At 60.9% G+C, this 17,895-nt stretch carries 14 protein-coding genes and 1 pseudogene; 5 read left to right on the plus strand and 10 right to left on the minus strand.

Annotation, left to right across the window (positions count from 1 at the left end; genetic code table 11):
* Positions 1 to 400: transketolase C-terminal domain-containing protein (locus CK222_RS29320; RefSeq protein ID WP_280951799.1), on the plus strand; the 400-nt coding region annotated here is incomplete at its 5' end.
* 21 nt (positions 401 to 421) lie between these two features.
* On the opposite strand, the gene CK222_RS29325 is transcribed toward CK222_RS29320, so the two are convergent.
* On the minus strand, positions 422 to 1,027 hold the full coding sequence (locus CK222_RS29325) for an ROK family protein (protein ID WP_095802720.1): 606 nt from the start codon (positions 1,025 to 1,027) through the stop codon (positions 422 to 424).
* A gap of 228 nt (positions 1,028 to 1,255) precedes the next feature.
* Positions 1,256 to 1,432: pseudogene (locus CK222_RS33200) on the minus strand (ROK family protein); the annotation flags it as partial.
* Positions 1,433 to 1,680: 248 nt separating this feature from the next.
* Between CK222_RS33200 and CK222_RS29335 the strand changes: the two are divergent.
* From CK222_RS29335 to CK222_RS29350, 4 genes are all read left to right on the plus strand, one after another.
* Positions 1,681 to 1,878, plus strand: a complete 198-nt coding sequence (locus tag CK222_RS29335; protein ID WP_067320287.1) for a hypothetical protein — start codon at positions 1,681 to 1,683, stop codon at positions 1,876 to 1,878.
* 201 nt (positions 1,879 to 2,079) lie between these two features.
* Complete coding sequence (locus CK222_RS29340; RefSeq protein ID WP_067320696.1) at positions 2,080 to 3,318, plus strand: glucoamylase family protein; 1,239 nt, start codon at positions 2,080 to 2,082, stop codon at positions 3,316 to 3,318.
* Positions 3,319 to 3,485: 167 nt separating this feature from the next.
* Complete coding sequence (gene alr, locus CK222_RS29345; protein WP_095802721.1) at positions 3,486 to 4,634, plus strand: alanine racemase; 1,149 nt, start codon at positions 3,486 to 3,488, stop codon at positions 4,632 to 4,634.
* A gap of 141 nt (positions 4,635 to 4,775) precedes the next feature.
* Entirely contained in the window at positions 4,776 to 5,804 is a 1,029-nt protein-coding gene (locus CK222_RS29350) for an Ldh family oxidoreductase (protein ID WP_067320690.1), read from the plus strand.
* Between the two features lie 186 nt (positions 5,805 to 5,990).
* Here CK222_RS29350 and CK222_RS29355 read toward each other — a convergent pair whose 3' ends face one another.
* The 8 genes from CK222_RS29355 to CK222_RS29390 form a co-directional block, all read right to left on the minus strand.
* Positions 5,991 to 6,818 (minus strand): inositol monophosphatase family protein, encoded by an 828-nt coding sequence (locus tag CK222_RS29355; RefSeq protein ID WP_067320285.1) that lies wholly within the window; start codon positions 6,816 to 6,818, stop codon positions 5,991 to 5,993.
* Complete coding sequence (locus CK222_RS29360) at positions 6,818 to 9,766, minus strand: NAD(P)-dependent oxidoreductase (protein ID WP_067320282.1); 2,949 nt, start codon at positions 9,764 to 9,766, stop codon at positions 6,818 to 6,820. Before CK222_RS29360 ends, CK222_RS29355 begins: the two co-directional genes overlap by 1 nt.
* Before the next feature lie 102 nt (positions 9,767 to 9,868).
* Positions 9,869 to 11,362: an aldehyde dehydrogenase gene (locus tag CK222_RS29365; RefSeq protein WP_067320279.1), complete on the minus strand. Its 1,494-nt coding sequence runs from the start codon at positions 11,360 to 11,362 to the stop codon at positions 9,869 to 9,871.
* Positions 11,363 to 11,397: 35 nt separating this feature from the next.
* Positions 11,398 to 12,429 (minus strand): proline racemase family protein, encoded by a 1,032-nt coding sequence (locus CK222_RS29370; protein ID WP_067320275.1) that lies wholly within the window; start codon positions 12,427 to 12,429, stop codon positions 11,398 to 11,400.
* A 148-nt stretch (positions 12,430 to 12,577) separates the two neighbouring features.
* A complete protein-coding gene (locus tag CK222_RS29375) occupies positions 12,578 to 13,447 on the minus strand; it encodes a dihydrodipicolinate synthase family protein (RefSeq protein WP_067320272.1) in 870 nt (289 codons plus the stop codon).
* Positions 13,448 to 13,661: 214 nt separating this feature from the next.
* The gene (locus tag CK222_RS29380; protein ID WP_067320267.1) at positions 13,662 to 15,296 is read right to left on the minus strand and encodes a choline dehydrogenase; all 1,635 of its coding nucleotides are present in this window, start codon (positions 15,294 to 15,296) and stop codon (positions 13,662 to 13,664) included.
* A 14-nt stretch (positions 15,297 to 15,310) separates the two neighbouring features.
* The gene (locus CK222_RS29385; RefSeq protein ID WP_095802722.1) at positions 15,311 to 16,810 is read right to left on the minus strand and encodes an aldehyde dehydrogenase family protein; all 1,500 of its coding nucleotides are present in this window, start codon (positions 16,808 to 16,810) and stop codon (positions 15,311 to 15,313) included.
* Positions 16,811 to 16,827: 17 nt separating this feature from the next.
* The gene (locus CK222_RS29390; RefSeq protein ID WP_067320261.1) at positions 16,828 to 17,895 is read right to left on the minus strand and encodes an ABC transporter ATP-binding protein; all 1,068 of its coding nucleotides are present in this window, start codon (positions 17,893 to 17,895) and stop codon (positions 16,828 to 16,830) included.

The raw sequence follows: 17,895 nt of genomic DNA on the forward strand, positions 1-17,895 counted from the left end.
CGGCAAAGCACGGCTGCTGCGTGAAGGCGCGGACGTGCTGTTCATTTCGAGCGGCATGATGACGATGCGTGTGCTTGCGGCGGCATCGGCTCTCGAAGCGGACCGCATCGGCTGCGCTGTGCTGCATGTGCCGACGATCAAGCCGCTCGATACGGAAGCGATACTTACTGCAGCGCGCCGGACCGGGCGAATGGTAGTGGTTGCGGAAAACCACACCTTGATCGGCGGGCTGGGCGAAGGTGTCGCTGCCCTGCTGATGCGCGAGGGTGTGAGCCCTGTCTTCCGACAAATCGCGCTCCCCGACGAGTTTCTCGATGCCGGGGCTCTGCCGACGCTTCACGATCGCTACGGGATATCGACAGCTGAGGTCGCGCGCCGTGTTCGTGAATGGACTAAGTAGGTACCAGATCGCCCTCTTCGCTCAGGAACGAGCCTTGACATCTGATATCTGCAGTCCCACGCCTCCGACCTCGCCTGGGCTGCTTTCAAAGTCGAAGAGCCTTTGGGTCGCAAGCGCCGCCGCGCCGCGCGCCCAGGAATCGTCTGCCCAGTCTGGCGTGATTGGTGGGGGGCTCCACAATGCATAACGCTTCAGTGCGTCGCGCATCGGCTCGAACAGAAAATCGCCGAAGGTGACGGCTTCGCCGCCGCCGACAATCACTTCCGGATCGACGATGTTACAGAAGCCGCCAAGGAATCTTCCTATTCCTAGGCCTGCCTCCCGCAACAGATCGATTGCTGTGCTGTCGCCGGCCTGAGCCGCGCTCAGCATGTCGTGGCGTGTGGCTTCCCCGGACAGGCGACGGGCCTCTTTCCATCGCCGCACCAAGGCCGGCTCGGAGAAGAAGGTTTGCAGGCAGCCGCGTCGGCCGCATTCGCACAGCGGACCATCGGGATCGTATGTCGAGTGACCCATCTTGCCGGCGGCTCCATTCGCGCCGTGATGGACAGAGCCGTCGATCACGACCGCGCAGCTGATCCCGGCGTCGGTTCTCAAAGTGCGGATTTGAACATCTCCGATTACCACCCGGCCGGTAACGTGTGGGCGTCAGAAGCCAAGAGCGAGCTCACGCCGGCTCGGCTGAGCTCACCACGACAGTTCCTCTAGAGGTCGGGCGCAGGTCGCCCTTTCGCAATTGGAGCAGTTCAACGCTTCCCGCCGCGCCTGAATTTACCGCCAATGGCAATGACGATGGCGAAACGGTAGGGACTGGTCCGCGGCGGCTCGGTGGGATCCTGCGAGGGACATCGGCATCGCGATACCAGGCGCGCCGATGGCCAGCGCGCCGACGGTGCGGTGATGCCTGCCAAGGCCGAACAATTGCTGTGCAAGCGCGAAAGCATTGGTGTCGTCGTCCGCCCAAACGGGAACATGCACGAGTTCGGCAAGCATGGCCGCGAACGGCACGTCGGCCCAGTTGAACCGGTGGCTCAGGCGACAGACGCCGTTCTCGATGACGTGCCGCTGAGCTGCGCAGTCGTATGGCGGTAGACCTCGATGCAAACAAACCTCTTATATCGCGACTGGCGATTTTTCGGCTTGGATGCGGCCGGGCATCATGGAGAGCCGTTGACAGATATGTGTAAACGTTTACCATCTCGACCGTCGAGCGTTACCGCCTTGCGTTAGAGCGCGAGCCAGCCGCTTGTCACAGATCCATAAAGGCGCCATGAACAATCATGATCAAACCGCCCACTCTCTTGTTGCGGATTGCAAAATTTACCTTGCCTTTCGTGGCTCTTCTCGTCTTTGCAGAGCTCTTTCCAACCGCTATGACGATGCTCGCTGAACAAAGCGCTGAACGCGGTATGATTGCTCAGGCGCAGTCCTCAGCGGCTGAGCACTATCTATCGACTCTGCTCGACAGGAATAAATAACGCATCGGGGATCCTGATTTTCGAGACTTGCGCCAGCAGGTTTTCCAGGGCGGGCCTTCCGCCGACTGGCACCGGCGCGATAAAGATCGCCCAGCTTTGTTCAGGTGGCTTCGCACCATTCATTTTAACAGACTCGTATCCTCGACGGTGTCCGGCCCTCCTTTCGCGTCGCCGTGTTAACATTCCTCCCCGTTGCAGCAGATGAAATACCTGACGGACCTAGCAGACGACGCGCTCCTCGAAGTCGTCCAGCGCCAGACGTTCAGATATTTCTGGGAAGGCGCCCACCCTGCAAGCGGCATGGCGCGCGACAGACAGCGTCTAGCACCCCGGTCCGAAAACGATCTCGTAGCGACAGGCGGTACAGGTTTCGGGGTGATGGCCATCATCGTGGCCGTCGAACGCGGCTGGATAGCGCGCGGTGACGCGGTGGAGCATCTCAGCCGCATAACCTGTTTCCTCGAAAAGGTCTGTCGATATCACGGGATGTTTCCGCACTTCGCCGATGGCCGGAGCGGGAAAACCATCCGCTTCGCTCGCAACGACGACGGCGGTGATTGCGTGGAAACGGCCCTGTTGTTCCAGGGCCTCTTGTGCTCGCGGCAGTACTTCAACCGAAAATCAGCTCCCGAATCGCGCCTACGAGAGCGGATCGACCGACTGTGGCTATCGGTTGAATGGGATTGGTACTGCCAGGACCAGGAAATGCTCTACTGGCACTGGAGCCCCGGCTGCGGATGGGCGCTGAATTGCCCCGTGTCAGGATGGAACGAAGGACTGCTGCCTTATGTGCTGGCAGCTGGCTCTGCCACCCATCCGATCAGGGCCAGCGCCTACCATAGGGGGTTCGCCCGCGATGGCCGGATGCGCAACGGGAAGAGTTTCTACGGCACAGTCCTCCCACTTGGGCCGGACTATGGAGGGCCCCTGTTTCTGGCCCAGTATTCGTTTTGCGGGCTGGACCCTCGGCGCATGAGGGACCGATACGCGTATTACTGGCAACAGAATGTGGCCCATACGCGCATCAACTACGAACATTGCGCTCGCAACCCGCACGGACATTCCGGCTATGGTACCGATTGCTGGGGACTAACCTCAGGCCACGGCCCCTACGGTTACGTTGCGCACGCGCCAGACCATGACAGGGGCGTTATTACCCCAAGCGCAGCCTTGTCCAGCCTTCCTTACGCGCCCGTGGAATCCATGCGGGCGTTGAGATGTTTCCTCACAAAGCCGCTTCATCGCATCTGGGGAAATTTTGGATTTGTCGACAGCTTCAGCGAGACCCTGAGTTGGTTCGCTCGAACCTATCTGGCGATAAATCAGGGGCCGATCATAGCGATGATCGAGAACCACCGCAGCGGGCTGATCTGGGAACTCTTCATGAGCGCACCTGAGGTGCGCGAAGGGTTGAGCGTGTTGGGCTTCGTCGAGATCTAGGCCGACTGACTCTCCACATATCTGGCGAAGAACCATAACGGCAAGGTTCAAGCGCTTGCCACGGCAGTACCTTTTCGCAGCACTACACAGGCTGGGACGATAAGCTAAAAAATCAAAATTCCCGTTGAGTTAATGGATGTAAACGTTTACAAGAGCACGATGCTTGTATGGGCGCGACGATCATGAATGGAAGTCATCCCTCACCCTCCGCGCTAGGACACCACGGCCTGATCAACCAGGCCGAGATGGTCGTCGATCTCGAAGCAATACGAGAGAACTACAGGCGCTTGCGCGCCATCGCTGGAGGGGCCGAGTGCGCGGCTGTCGTGAAGGGCGACGCCTATGGGCATGGCATGATCGCGTGCGCCCTCGCGCTGCGGCAAGCTGGCGCCAGGACCTTTTTTGTCGCCACCGCCAATGATGGCGTCGCCCTTAGGAGTGTCCTCGAGGAGGCAACGATCTGTGTGCTGGGCGGTTTCCTGCCTGAGGAAACGGAGGCGCTTGTAGGTTCGAACCTGCTTCCCGTCCTTAACAGCCGCAACCAGATCGAAGGATGGCACAAGGCCGCGCGTCGGCTTGGGCGCCCCCTCGACTCGATCATCCATTTCGACACCGGCATGAACCGGCTCGGACTGCTTGCTGACGACGTCGCATGGCTTGGCGAGAACTTGCCGCTGCTCTCGCGAATTCCACCCCTCCTTTATATGTCGCACCTCTCGGCTGCCGACGATCTCGATTTCGACCGGTGCGAATTCCAGCGCAGGGCTTTCCTGAAAGCAGTTAGTGGGCTGCCTGCCGCGAAGCTGTCGCTGGCCAATTCAGCTGGGGTCTATTTGGGAGAAGATTATCTGTTCGGCATGGTGCGAGCCGGCAAGGCGACGTTCGGGATCAATCCGCTGACCGGCCGTAAAAACCCAATGTTGCAACCGGCCAGCGTGATAGCCCCGATTATCCAGGTCAAGACGATGGAGCGCGGTTCGCCCGTCGGTTACAGCTCGACATATCGGCTGGTCGAAGAGGCCAAGATCGCGACTGTCGCGATCGGCTATGCCAACGGCTACTCCCGAGCCGGTTCAAGCCGCGCCACGGTCTTTGTTCAAGGTTTCGCAGCCCACGTTGTCGGGCGCGTCTCGATGGATCTTCTGACAGTGGATGTCTCGGCCGTTCCAGACTGGGCGCTGGTGCCGGGGAGCCCAGTTGAAATTCTTGGCCCCAATGTTCGCGACCACGATCTCGCGAAGGCCTGCGGGACGATTGAGCACGAGATCTTGATTTCGCTTGGCCATGGTTGCGCACGCCGTTACGTCAATGAATAGCTCGCGCCATCATGTTGGGTGCCCGAGGATGGGCCCGCTCCCAGGCTTTGCCGGGCACTCGGCCGCCAATGGGCACCTGGCGTGCTCGTTGGCGGCCCCGAAATCACAGGCAGCGGGACGGGTTGCTGCCAGCTCGCGATCATGACAGGCCAGTCCTCAGACGAACTCCCTATCTACCGCAGCTTCCCCGATCTTGTCGCCACGCTAGAATCAATTCTCCTGCGCAACGGAACGTCGGATGACGCCGCTCGCGTGCTTGCCACGAACTGTGCGAGCGCCGAGCGCGATGGCTCGGAAAGCCATGGCCTGTTCAGGATGACCGGTTATGTGAAGAATCTCAGGAGCGGCTTTGTCGACGGCCGCGCCGTCCCGCACATCCGCGACGCGGGGAGTGCCTTTCTCCACGTCGACGCCGGCAATGGCTATGCCAGACCGGCGCTGGAGTCGGCCATGCCGCGAGCCATCGACAAGGCCCGATCGGCTGGCGCGTGCGTGCTAGCGATCGGCAATGCCCATCATAACGGGCCACTTTGGCTTGATGTCGAGCCATTCGCCGAAGCCGGACTGGTCGCGCTCGGCGTCGTCAACAGCGTCACTTATGTTATCCCCCATGGCGGCCGCGAGCGGCTCTATGGCACAAATCCGATGGCCTTTGCCGTGCCGCGCCTGGATGGCCAAGTGCTGCTTTTCGACCAGGCGACAGCAGCCATGGCTCATGGCGAGGTGGCGGTCGCGGCGCGCGAAAACAAGCTCCTTCCGGAGGGGATTGGCCTCGACGCTTCAGGGCTGCCTACCCGCAGCCCAAAGGCGATACTGGAGGGGGGAGCGCTACTGCCCTTCGGCGGTCACAAGGGCTCATCCATCGCCATGATGATCGACATTCTTGCCGGAGCATTGACCGGCAGCAACTTTTCCCATCAGGTCGACTGGTCGGCCCATCCCGGCGCGGAATCGGCCCATACCGGAGAGACGATTGTCCTGATCGATCCGACCAGGGGGAACGGCTCACTGAGGATTTTCACGCAGCGGATCGAGAATCTGATCACAGCGATGGTTCGCGCCGGACAGACGCGCCTGCCGGGCGAACGCCGATTTGCCGCCCGCAGGTTGGCAGCCGAGCGCGGCATCGCAATTGCAGCCGCAACGTGGAGGCAGTTGATGGCCCTATGAGCGTGCGGCCGATAGCCTGATGGCCATTCCGGCTACCGAGTTACCCAGACCAGGAGATACATGGCCGATGTCGCGACAGCCACCCAGAACCAGTCCCACAGCCGGGATCGTCCCTCGGTAGCGTTGTCATCGCTTTTTCCTGGGACTTCGTCCTTGCCGCGCGTCCCCAAATCTGGTCGCCGCCCTTCAGATGTCATTGAGCACCTGCAACGCTGCCTCGTGCAAGATGGCGTTTGCCGATGCCAGGATGTTTCCACCTCGCTCCGCGCGGCCCCCGTCGAAGCGGGTGACGACACCGCCGGCGGCCTCGATAACCGGGATCAGGGCTGCGATGTTGCAGGCTTGCATGGAAAGTTCCACGCAAAGGTCGATCTGGCCGGCCGCCAGCATGGCGAATGCGTAACAGTCGCCGCCGTACCTCGTGAATTTGACTGACGACGCGAGCCGAGCAAAGCCCCTGCCCGGACGGCGTGCGAAGGGTTCAGGAGAATTCGTGTGGCAAATGGACTCAGAAAGGAGCTGGGTCCCACTCGTTTTCAACACAGTCTCGCCAAGGGCGGAGCGACACACCGATCTCATGCCGTCAGACCAGAAGCATTCCCCGGTATCGGGCTGGCTCATCATGCCCATCGTGGCGCGGCCATTTATTGTGAGACCGATCAGGGTCCCCCATACCGGAAGCCCACACAGGAAAGCTTTTGCACCATTGATCGGGTCGATGACCCACTGTATCGGCCCTGATCCTGACGGCCCGAATTGGTCGCCCAGCATCGCGTCCACGGGATAGTCGGCGGCTATGATCCCGCGAATGGCTCTTTCGGCCGCGCGAGCCGCCTCGCTCACAGGATCGTCTATGACGCCGGTCATGTTCTTGGCATTCGCCGACCCTCTGATGCGAAGTCTCGGCAGCGTCTCGGCGGCGGCTGCATCGGCCAGCCTGCGGAAGAATTCGAAGTCCGGCAGCGCCTCGTCGTACCCTCGACGGGCGACGCCAAGCGAGAAGCGCCCCTGCATCAGAGCCCCCTCTCCTCAAACAGGCTGTTGAGGCGCGCCCCGGCTTCCACCAGCTGATTGCCATATTGCGTAAGAAGCAATTGCTGGGTCTCTGTCCCGGCACATGACAAGGCACCGAAGATAGCAGCAAGCCTCTCGCTCAGAGCCCTGCTTTCCTCCAGCGAGGGCCGATCGGCAATGAGCGCGGCAAGGTGATCGCGCGAAGGCTTTCCGATGCCGGGTACCGTGCGGGTTCCACCGTCCACATAGTTTGCGGGCAGTTCGCCCTCGCGATTGACGATCCGACGGTTGAGAATTGCGTCAAGAATTTGGTCGACGGCCTGTCTCGCGCCGGCCACTCGAGAGGGGTGATCGGTGTCGGCGGCCGCGTGCGGCAGAAGCTCGAGCCTGCCTGGAAACTTGAGAGCAAGCTGGCGATACGGGACCAGCGGGCCGACGAACGAGGATGTCTGGCCGTCGAAGAAGATGTCGGCATCGACTGCGACATGGCGGACTTTCCCGCAATCCAGGGCGGCTGCCAGCGCCGAAGCATCGATGATCTCGCCGCGGTCGTAATTTATGACCACCGCACCGTCGTTGAGAAGCGAGAGTATCTCACCGTCGATCAGTCCCGCATTTGCGAAGCGTCCGCGGGCTTGGTCAAAGGCGCCGAGACCAGTGTGGGGGCTGATGAAGTCGGCGCCACGCGCGGCGTCCTGAAGCGTCGGTGCATATTTGAGGCCCTCGGCTTCTATCCATTCGCGGTGAATTGCGCGGGCATGCACACAGACACGCATGCGTAGCGCCTTGCAAAGCTTGGCCAGCTCACGGCCGATATTGCCGTATCCAATAATGGCGATCTTCTTGCCTTCGATCTTTTCGGTGGGGAAATCGCGAAGGTTCCTCGCGGTGTCGAAATGCCCGTCGACCACCCTTTGATGCAATTCATCGACCGGCAGATCGGGAACCACCTTCAGCATCGCCTTGAACGCCATCTGCGCCGTGGCCCGGCTGTTGAAGCTTGGTGTGTTCATCAAAGGCGCAGGGCCGCCGCCGTTCGGCCCTCCCCAGGACCTGGACTGCATGTTGCCGGTGCCCGCACCGATGCGCACGCCGCCCTCCGTAAAGACCGCTCCTTCCGGGATTGCCGTAGCTGCCGCAATGACGGCGTCGTACTGACCTTTGTCGGTCTGCCGCAGGATCTCTTCGGCGGTGCTCAGGTCCGGCTGATAGAAGAAATGGACGCGGCCCGGCTCAAGCGCTTCACGGCAGAGAGGCCCAAGGTGGAACACGCCTCCCCTTGCTTCGATGTGAGCGCGCACCTCGCTATGGTCCGGCGTGCCGTCCGGCCCAAATCGCAATCCGACCGGATCAGCGACAAGCACGGTATAGGCTCGGCTGGCATCGCCTTTGCGGCCGCTCTCCGTTGTGTTCGGCGACTGCGGAAACCGCTCTCCGAGCTTGGCGATTTCCTCCTCGATGACGGCCACCTTTGCCCTGAGATAGGCGTATTGAAGATTGTCCAGGAGCGCGACGACGTCGTCTGGGGCGCGCACCCCGCCGATCCAGGCACGATAGTCGCCCGGCGTGCCCGGGAACGCGTTGACATAACGGGCGACGTCCAGTCCCGGCTCGTGATTTCCGTCAGGATGGGTGATCCCTTCATAGCCAAGCAGTTGCTTGGAGCGCGCAATGATGCGCGCGTGCAGACCCGAGCTCTCCAAGGCTGGGTCCACAACCTTCAACAGCGTCACCGCGGCGCCGCGCCGTTCAGGGTCGGTGACGCTGAGCCGAAGCACCGCACTGCGCGACACCCAGTCGTTGATCGCATCCCGGTTGGCTGTCGAGCGTCGATTGAGATTCTCCACTGGGCCGAGCCGCCTCTCGGACCGCAGCAGGCCGAAAGTCGTCTCTGCGAAGGCGAGCGCGGAGTAAGTATTGATAACGCCGCCCAGCATCTTGTCGCCTTGCGGATCATAAAGCGGTCCGACAGCGACGGAGCGCTCGCCGCTCAGGGGCCGTTTGGGATCTGCCGGCACAGCGATCTTGAGCTGGCGGGGAATTGCCCAGGAAGGATCCCGCTGGTTGCGCTCGACAAGCCGCAGCGCCTGCGGCGTGAATGTCGCGACAAAGTAGCCAGAGACGCCGCCGATCGCCTTCTGGAACGGCATGAACATGCAGGTTCTTGCCAGCAGTTCCTGCACGACGTGGTCACCCCAGGGCATTGCTCCAAGCAGCGATGTCGCGTCCAAAACGGCGTGATGGTTGTCAGGGTCGCTGCGCAGCCATTCCAGGAGGTTGGAGATATCCTGCGACGCATAGGTGGTGGCGCCAGTCGTTTCATGGCCGACGCCAACGAAGAGTTCGATCCCCAAGCCGCGCAGATAGTCGGCGGACGGAATGATCCCTTCTGTTGGCGAGAAGTGCACGCGCCGTTCGTCGCCTCGCTTTGAATAGCGATGCAGTTCGACAAGCTGGGCACCCCAAGACTGGCGGAAGAAGCCGCCGGAGCCTGCCGCTGCCGATTCCGGCGCTGGCGTGTCGACATAGACCCTTTGCTTGTCGTCGTTTGCGTTCATCAGGTGCATGACGCCAGCGGTGAAGCCGCTATGTCCTCCCCCAAGTCCGACCGCCATGTGGTTCGACTTGGGGAAGCCGAAGTAGCGATGGATCTCGCGCATCATGTCGAGCAGGATCTTGTCGGCGGGATAACCGCGATGCATGCCTCGACCGATCTCCGCGGTGGTGAAGGGGCCGATATCGTTGCCCCTGTCGTCGAACTTCCTGTAGTTGCGTTCCAGCCAGGCATCGAACTCGAAGCGCAGGAGCCGCGCATCGACTTCGTCGGCGGTGAGGTCGGTGATGGGGCCGACGCCAAAAAATGGATTGGCGGTCCGCTTTGGGCGCCCGGCGGCCGTCAGGCGCGACGCGGCAAGCCGCTCTGCCCTTAGTGTTTCGATGGATGTCATCAGCCTACCTCGACGCAATGCGGCAGCACCTGCGAACCGCAGGCGACTTCCGTTCCCGACTTGGAGTGGGCTGGCCAGCTCAGACGCCGGCCAGCGGTGTTATCAGCGCAGCTGGATCCACACGGCTTTCGTCTCCGTGTATTGGTCGTGCGCGGCCAGGCCCTTGTCCTTGCCGCCGAAGCCGGACTCCTTGTAACCGCCAAACGGCACGGCAAAGTCGCCTTCCGAATAGCAGTTCACCGAAACAGTTCCTGCGCGGATCTGCTTGGCGACGCGGTGAGCGGTGTTGAGATCGTCGGTGTATAGGGACGCGGCGAGGCCGTAGTTGGTGTCGTTTGCCAGGCGGACTGCATCAGCCTCATCCTTGAAAGTGATCACCGACAGCACCGGGCCGAAGATTTCCTCACGGGCAATCTTCATGTTGTTCGAAACACCATCGAAGATGGTCGGCTCGACGAAACTGCCGCCCGTTCCGGCCAATATCTGGCTACCGCCCAGGGCGATCCTGGCGCCTTCCTTGCGTCCGGTTTCGATGTAGGAGAGCACCTTGGCAAGATGCTCCTGCTCGATCATGGCTCCAATGCGCGTCGTTCGTTCGAGCGGGTCGCCAACAGTCCATGATTCGAAGACTGGCTTCAATTCATCGAGCAGTCGGTCCTTGATGCTCTCATGGACGATGAGGCGCGAGCCAGCCGAGCAGTTCTCGCCCTGGCAGAAAAGAATACCGGTCGCGACATTCTCGACTATCGGAGCGAAATTCCTGACGTCGCCCATCACAATGGCCGGGCTCTTGCCGCCGCATTCGAGAATGATGCGCTTCATGTTTGAGTCTGCGGAATATTTGAGGAATAGCCGGCCCACCTCTCCCGATCCCGTGAAGCTTACGCAATCGATGTCTTTGTGGAGGCCAATGGCCTGACCGGCAGTCGGCCCCAGGCCAGGAACGACGTTGAACACCCCATCAGGTATGCCCGCCTCGGACGCGAGCGCCGCCAGCCTGATCAATGACAGGGATGTCTGCTCGGCCGGCTTCAGAACGAGGGAGTTGCCCCCAGCCAAGGCGGGCGCCAGCTTCCACATGGCGACGAACAGCGGGAAGTTCCAGGGGATCACGCCGCCGACAACGCCGATTGGCTCGCGCACGATCATCGACACGACGTCGCGCGGCGCCGGAGACACCTGGTCGTAGATCTTGTCGGTTGCCTCCGCATGCCAGCGCAATGTCTCGATTGAGTCGGGCAAGTCGACATTGATGGAATCGTTGATAGGCTTGCCGCAGTCGAGCGTCTCGATAAGGGCCAGTTCGGCACTGTGTTTGTCGATCAGATCCGCAAAGCGCAGCAGGACTTTCTTCCGTTCTCGCGGCGGCAAGCCCGACCAGGTGCCGGCTTCGAAGCTGCGGCGCGCCGCCTTGACCGCGACATCGACGTCCGCCGCGCCGCCGGCAGCCACGTTGGCCAGCAACTTGCCTGTTGCCGGATTCACCGTCTCGAAGGTCTCGCCCGATTGGGCCGCGACATAGGCGCCATCAATGAAGGCCCTGGTCTCGAATTTCAGCGTCTGGGCTTGGGCGTGGAAGTCCGTGTGAACATTCATGTTAAACTCCTGGGGATCGCATTGAAGGGTGTTGATCAGGCGCTGGGCCAGGTGTCGGAAAGCGTGTATCCGGTAGGGAACGGATCGCTCGGATCGAGCACAAACTGGTGAAAGCCGGTGATCCAGGCCCGCCCGCTGATCGCGACGGAGACGGCATCGAAGTCGCCGACCTTGGAAGTCTCGAATATCTCGCCCTCGAACTTTGTTCCGATGATCGATTCGTGGATGAATTTTTCGCCGGGCGCGATCTCGCCGCGGGCATGGAGGAGCGCCAGCCGCGCGCAAGTCCCGGTGCCGCAGGGCGAGCGGTCGAGGCGGCCAGGCGAGACGATCACGCCGTTGCGCGATGACTTTAGCCCGTCGCTGACCGTGAGCGGACCGGCGAAAAGTGTCTGGTTTATGGTGTGAATTGCCGGGTTTTCAGGATGGATCGAAGGCAGTTGCTCGGCCGCCGCGCGCTTGATCTTTTCTCCGACGTCGGAGAGGTCGCGCGCCTCTGACGGCTCAATCGCGAAGCCACAGTCGCGGGCATCGACGATCACATAGATCATCCCGCCATATGAGACGTCGACGCGAAGAGATCCAATGCCAGCGACCTCGATCATCCGGTTGCGATGCATGACGAAGGACGGCTGGTTGCGGAACTTCACTCTTTCGCATTTTCCGTTGCGGCATTGCGCCTCGACCTCGATCAATCCCGCCGGCGCCTCGAGCGTCAATCTGGTGACGGGCTCCTGCATCGCGATGACGCCCGTCTCAAGCAACACGGTGACCGTGCAGATCGTGTTGGTCCCCGACATCGGCGGATAGGATGCCGGCTCGATGATCACGTACCCCATCTGGGCGTCGGGGTGGGACGAGGGCAGGACGAGGTTGGTGCACAGTGTGACTTTGCCGCGCGGCTCGTGGAGAAGGAACGCTCGAAGGTCGTCGCCCTTCGTCTCCAGCCAGCGCGCCTTTTCGAACATCGTCTTGCCAGGGACGTCGATGACGCCGCCGGTGATGACATCGTTGGGCTCGCCCTCGGCATGGGCGCCGACAACGTTGATCATCCGCGATAACCGCATGTGTCGTCCTCCTTGTTCACTCGCTTGCGAGGCGTTCCGAGGGATGCGGCCGAATGACGACCGGTGAATTGCCAAGCATGCCGCAGCGGGCCGGCGGCATCCAGCCCTGCCCCGGGGAGACGGTGTCCCCGGGACAAGGGCGCTCGCCTTAAGCGGCGGCCGCGAGGGCTTCGTCGACCAGCTTCACCTCCGCCTCGGTCAGTGGCAGGACAGGAAGCCGGCACTCGCCGACGGGGCGACCCGTCTTGGTGCTGGCTGCCTTGGCGACGGGGTTGAACGGAGACGTCCAAAGCAGCAGCGACAGCGGGCGCAGCTTGAGCCAAAGAGCAGCCGCCTCGGCGAGGTTCTTGGCTTGAACAAGATCATAGAGCTTGACCAGTTGCTTCGGGACGGCATTGCCGGACCCGGTGAAGACGCCGGGCGCACCGCTGACAAGGCTGTAGAAGTTCAGATAGTCGCAACCATTGAACACCTTGGCGCCCTGGGCCGAGAGCTGATCGATGCGCATCATGTTCGACGTGCTGTCCTTGATGTACTTGACGTTGTCGATCTCGCTGAAGCGCTTGAAGACGTCTGGCGTGATGTCAAAGCCGGTGTACTGGGGAATGTTGTAGACCATGATGGGGGTCGCGACGGCCTTGGAAATCTGCTCGTAGTGGTAGCGCACTCCCGGTTCGCCTGGCCCCTCGAAGAAGGGCGGCAGGATGAGCAATGCGTCCGCGCCAGCGTCCCGCGCGTGCTTCGAGTTGTCGATCGCGTCCTCGGTGCGCAAGGCAGACGTCTGCACGATAAGCTTGGCCCGGCCATTGATCCGCTTGCCCGCGATCTCGGCGATGCGCCGCTTCTCGGTCTCGGTGAGGAAAGGAAACTCTCCGGTCCCGCCATTCACGGCGATGATGTGAATTCCCGCATCGATCAGCGAGTCGATGTTTGCCGCCAATGCGCCCTCGTCGAGCGCAGCGCCATTGTCCTTGAATGGCGTGCAGATCGGCACGCAGATACCTTTTAGTTCACTCACGTCTTTGCTCCTTTTGCGCGACTGAATTGACCGTTGAACTTGCAGCGCGCCCCATCCCCCATGGAATGACTTGACGCCCAAAGCTATAGACTCCCACGTCTACTTCCTGTTAGCCATCAGCGATCCATGACCACATTGCCATTCAAGGATTTTCTCAGTTGTAATCGTTTTCATACCTTGGATCAAGCGCTTGCTGCATTTGATGTGCGCCGCCTCAGGCGGTGTGGTAAGGCTGCGGGTCGGCGGGCAACGGCGCTACCCCGCGAATGGCGTCGGCGACTTTTTCAGCCATCATGATGACGGGGGCGTTGAGGTTGCCACTGACGATCTCAGGCATGATCGAGGCATCGACGACCCTCAGGCCCTCAATGCCATGCACCTTTGCTTCCCGATCGACGACCGCGTCATCCCCCTCGCCCATTCTGCAGGTGCAGCATGGATGGTAGTTGGTGCCGGCAATACCGCGCAACCAATTGGCGATATCGTCGTCGGTGGCGATCGAAGGGCCAGGCATTTCTTCCACACCGCGAAACTCGTCCCATGCCTTCTGACGGACTACGTTGCGGATTGCCTTCACGGCCTGAACCGCCTGCAGCACGTCGTCGGGGTGCTCGAGATAGTTGAACACGAATTTCGGCGCCACCATTGGATTGGCCGATTCCACCCAGACACGACCCTCGCTCTTTGGCCTCATCAGGCTCAGGAAATACTGGAAGCCGTTCTCGAGCTTGACATTGCCGTGCTGGAATTCACCCAGCATCGGCACAAACTCGAACTGCACGTTCGGTATGCTTTCTTCTTCCCTCGTGCGCATGAAGGTACCGACTTCGAAGAAATTGGTAGCGCCAAGCCCCTTCTTGAAGAGGAGCCACTGAAGCCCGAGCTTCGCCTTACCGAAGGTTGAGAGTTCCTTGGCAGCCGATACGTCCTTGGTCGCGCGATACATGACAGGGGCCGCGACATGATCCTTCAACCCTCGTCCAACACCAGGCAGGTGGTGTTTCAGCGCGATCCCGGCGTTTCTAAGGTCATCAGCAGGGCCAATGCCGGATAGCAGCAGCAGTTGCGGGGAATTCAGCGCTCCGCCACACAGGATCGTTTCTCGCTCCGGCTCAAACTGTTGGGCGCCGGCTTTTGTGGTCACAGCAACGCGAACGACGCGCTTGTTGCTGGTCTCAATGCCTGTGACCCTCGCACCGGTCAGCACGGTGAGGTTCGGCTTGCGGGGCTGGGCGTGGATATAGGCCTGCGAGGTGCTCCAGCGAATACCGTCATGGACGTTGCGCTGGGTTATGTGAACGCCTTCCTGCTGGTATGCGTTGTGGTCAGCAACATGCTTCAGCCCGCTCTCCACCCCCGCCCTCAGGAAGGCGTGGTAGAGCGGATTTTCCGCCTTGCAGGTCTCGATCCGCATTGGCCCGGAGCCGCCGCGATAAGCGTTACCTCCCTTGTCGAATGTCTCGGCTTTCTTGAAATAGGGCAGGCATTGCGCATAGGACCATCCGTCGGCTCCCATGCCTGCCCAATTGTCATAGTCCCAAGGGTTGCCGCGGACCCAATTCATGCCATTGATGGAAGACGAGCCGCCCAGCACGCGGCCTCTCGCCTCATGAACGATGCGCCCTTGCAAGTGCGGCTCCGGCTCCGAATTGTAGAACCAGTTGAAGCGATCGTTCATCAACGGGAAGCCAAGCGCCGCCGGCATTCGGATATAGATGTGCTGATCCGAGGGTCCCGCTTCCAGGAGAAGAACCGTGCTTGAGGGGTCCTCGGCGAGGCGGGACGCGATTACCGAACCTGCTGAGCCAGAGCCTATGATGATGTAGTCGAACGTCTTTTTGTCTGCCACCTCGGGGTCACTCCTTACGGTCTTGCTAAGGTCGCCACAGTGTGCGGCAGGGCGTGGGGACGTTTCCCAAGTTTGATGAAGGTCGACTTCACCTCGGTGAACTCGAGCAACCCATCCATGCCGTTTTCGCGACCGATCCCACTCTCCTTGAAGCCGCCAAATGGCATCTGGACCGCTGTCTCGAGGAATGTGTTGACGTAGACTGTTCCGCTGCGGAGCTCGCGGGAAACGCGTATCGCCTTGTCGATATCCTTCGTCCATAGCCCGTTGCCCAGGCCATAGTTCGTGTCATTGGCCAGTGCGATTGCTTCCTCCACTGTGTTGAAACGGGTGACCGCAAGTACTGGTCCGAAGATTTCTTCGCGAAAGATGGTCATGTTGGGGGTGACATCAGAAAAGATGGTAGGGGCAACATAATAGCCCATGCCAAGTCCGTTTTCGGTTACGCGTTTACCACCGAGCAGGAGAGTCGCGCCCTCCTCTAAACCAGACTCGATGTATGACAGCACCTGCTCCATGTGCTTCTCGTGGATCAGCGCTCCGACGTCAGCGTCCTCATCCGTCGGCAAGCCGAGGCGGATCTTCGTAGAGCGCTCGACCAGCTTCTCCAGGAAGCTTTCCGCAATGCTATCCTCAACAAGAAGCCTGGTGCCCTGGACGCATTCTTCGCCCTGATTGAGGATGTAGCCGAGCAGGATGCCATCCAGCGCCGCATCGATGTCGGCATCGGCAAAGACGATATTTGCCGCCTTTCCGCCAAGCTCGAGGCCAACGCGCTTGACCTGCTCGGCCGCGCGCTGCGCGATCCTGATCCCGACCGCGGTCGATCCGGTAAACGAGATCATGTCGACATCTCGATGCCCGGTGAGGATCTCGCCGACTGCCCGGCCCGAGCCCGTTACCACATTTATGACGCCATTTGGGATGCCGGCCTCTGTCGCCAGCTTGGCGATTTCCAGCGTCGAACCAGAGGTCAACTCCGATGGCTTGACCACAACCGTACAGCCGGCCGCGAGCGCGAACGGCAGCTTCTGGAACAGGGTCACCATGGGGAAGTTCCATGGCGTGATCATTGCAATCACTCCGCGCGGCTCACGGGTGACAAGACCCAGATTTGCGTCACCGATGTTGGAGACCAGGTCTCCTGGGAGTTGCCAGGCAAGCGCTGCCGCATAGCGCGCCAGCTCAATTGACCACTCAATCTCTGACCTGGCGAAGCGGATCGGCTTGCCAACCTCTTCTGCCTCAATCAGGGCCAACTTGTCGACGTCACGGGTCATCAAATCGACCCAACGCCCAAGTGCCTTGGCTCTGTCGGCGCCAGGCAGCGATGACCAGACAGCTCTCGTGTCGAAGGCTTTGCGGGCGGCCCCGACAGCAGCCTTCACCGCGTGCTCGTCGCTTTGCGCGAAACGGGCTAGCAGCCTGCCATGGGCTGGCGATTTGCGCTCTACCTTCCGATCGGCGCCTGCCCAACCCCCGTCGATCCAATTGTCGTATTCACGGACGTCCATCGATCCATTTTCCTCGATCAGTTTGGGGCGACGAGCCGGCTCTTGCCTGGCGCAACAAGCACGCCGACCACGTCGCCGACCCTCGCCTCTGTTCGATCGGTGACGACGATGAACTTGTGACCACCGCAGTCGACATAGACATTGGTGGTTTGCCCAAGCGGCTCGACGAAATCGACGCTTGCCGACGCGGCGCCTTCGACGCCGTCACCAACGATCAAGAGATGCTCGGGGCGGACGCCGACGAAGAATTGTCCCTGGGCGTCGGCAAAGCTGCTTGCCTTGTCGGCGACCTCCCCTGACAGACTGTCGGCAAAGGGCTGGACGGAGGCGGCAATTCCCTTCTTGCGGTCAAAATGAGCAGGGAACAGATTCATGGGCGGAGAACCGATGAAATCGGCCACAAACTCGGTTCTTGGCCTGTCGTAGATCTCCAGCGGCGTTGCCACCTGGACCATGTCGCCCTTGCGCATGACCGCGATCCGGTCGGCCATCGACATTGCTTCGATCTGGTCATGGGTCACGTAGACCGTGGTGATGCCAAGGCTGGTGACCAGCTTCTTGATCTCGGTGCGCATCGTGGCACGCAACTTTGCATCGAGGTTCGAAAGCGGCTCATCCATCAGGAAGACGCGGGGGTTGCGCACCAAAGCCCGTGCGAGGGAGACGCGCTGCCGTTGCCCGCCCGAGATCTGCCCCGGTTTGCGATCCAGATACTCGGCAATTCCGAGTTTTTCCGCGGTCGCATGCACTTTCTTTTTGCGCTCGCCCTCGGCGATCTTGCGCACCTTCAGAGGAAACTCAATGTTCTGGAACACGGATAGGTGCGGATAGAGACCATAGTCCTGGAATGCCATCGCAATATCGCGGTGACGAGGCTCCTCATATGTCACGTCGCGGCCATTGATCTTGATCTGCCCGTCGCTGGGAAGCTCCAGTCCGGCAATCATGCGCAATGTCGTGGTCTTGCCGCAACCGGAGGGTCCCAGCATGACGAAGAATTCGCCGTCCTTGATGTCAACCGACACGCCGTTCACAGCAGTGAAGGCGCCAAAGCGCTTGTAGACTGATCTGACTTCAATACCCAT

It is taken from the genome of Mesorhizobium sp. WSM3866 (genome assembly GCF_002294795.1).
GTDB lineage: Bacteria > Pseudomonadota > Alphaproteobacteria > Rhizobiales > Rhizobiaceae > Mesorhizobium.

Coding starts and splice junctions, on each gene's coding strand:
- CK222_RS29335 (WP_067320287.1), top strand. CDS start 1,681: ATGATCAAACCGCCCACTCTCTTGTTGCGGATTGCAAAATTTACCTTG.
- CK222_RS29340 (WP_067320696.1), top strand. CDS start 2,080: ATGAAATACCTGACGGACCTAGCAGACGACGCGCTCCTCGAAGTCGTC.
- alr (WP_095802721.1), top strand. CDS start 3,486: ATGGGCGCGACGATCATGAATGGAAGTCATCCCTCACCCTCCGCGCTA.
- CK222_RS29350 (WP_067320690.1), top strand. CDS start 4,776: ATGACAGGCCAGTCCTCAGACGAACTCCCTATCTACCGCAGCTTCCCC.
- CK222_RS29355 (WP_067320285.1), bottom strand. CDS start 6,818: ATGCAGGGGCGCTTCTCGCTTGGCGTCGCCCGTCGAGGGTACGACGAG.
- CK222_RS29360 (WP_067320282.1), bottom strand. CDS start 9,766: ATGACATCCATCGAAACACTAAGGGCAGAGCGGCTTGCCGCGTCGCGC.
- CK222_RS29365 (WP_067320279.1), bottom strand. CDS start 11,362: ATGAATGTTCACACGGACTTCCACGCCCAAGCCCAGACGCTGAAATTC.
- CK222_RS29370 (WP_067320275.1), bottom strand. CDS start 12,429: ATGCGGTTATCGCGGATGATCAACGTTGTCGGCGCCCATGCCGAGGGC.
- CK222_RS29385 (WP_095802722.1), bottom strand. CDS start 16,810: ATGGACGTCCGTGAATACGACAATTGGATCGACGGGGGTTGGGCAGGC.
- CK222_RS29390 (WP_067320261.1), bottom strand. CDS start 17,895: ATGGGTATTGAAGTCAGATCAGTCTACAAGCGCTTTGGCGCCTTCACT.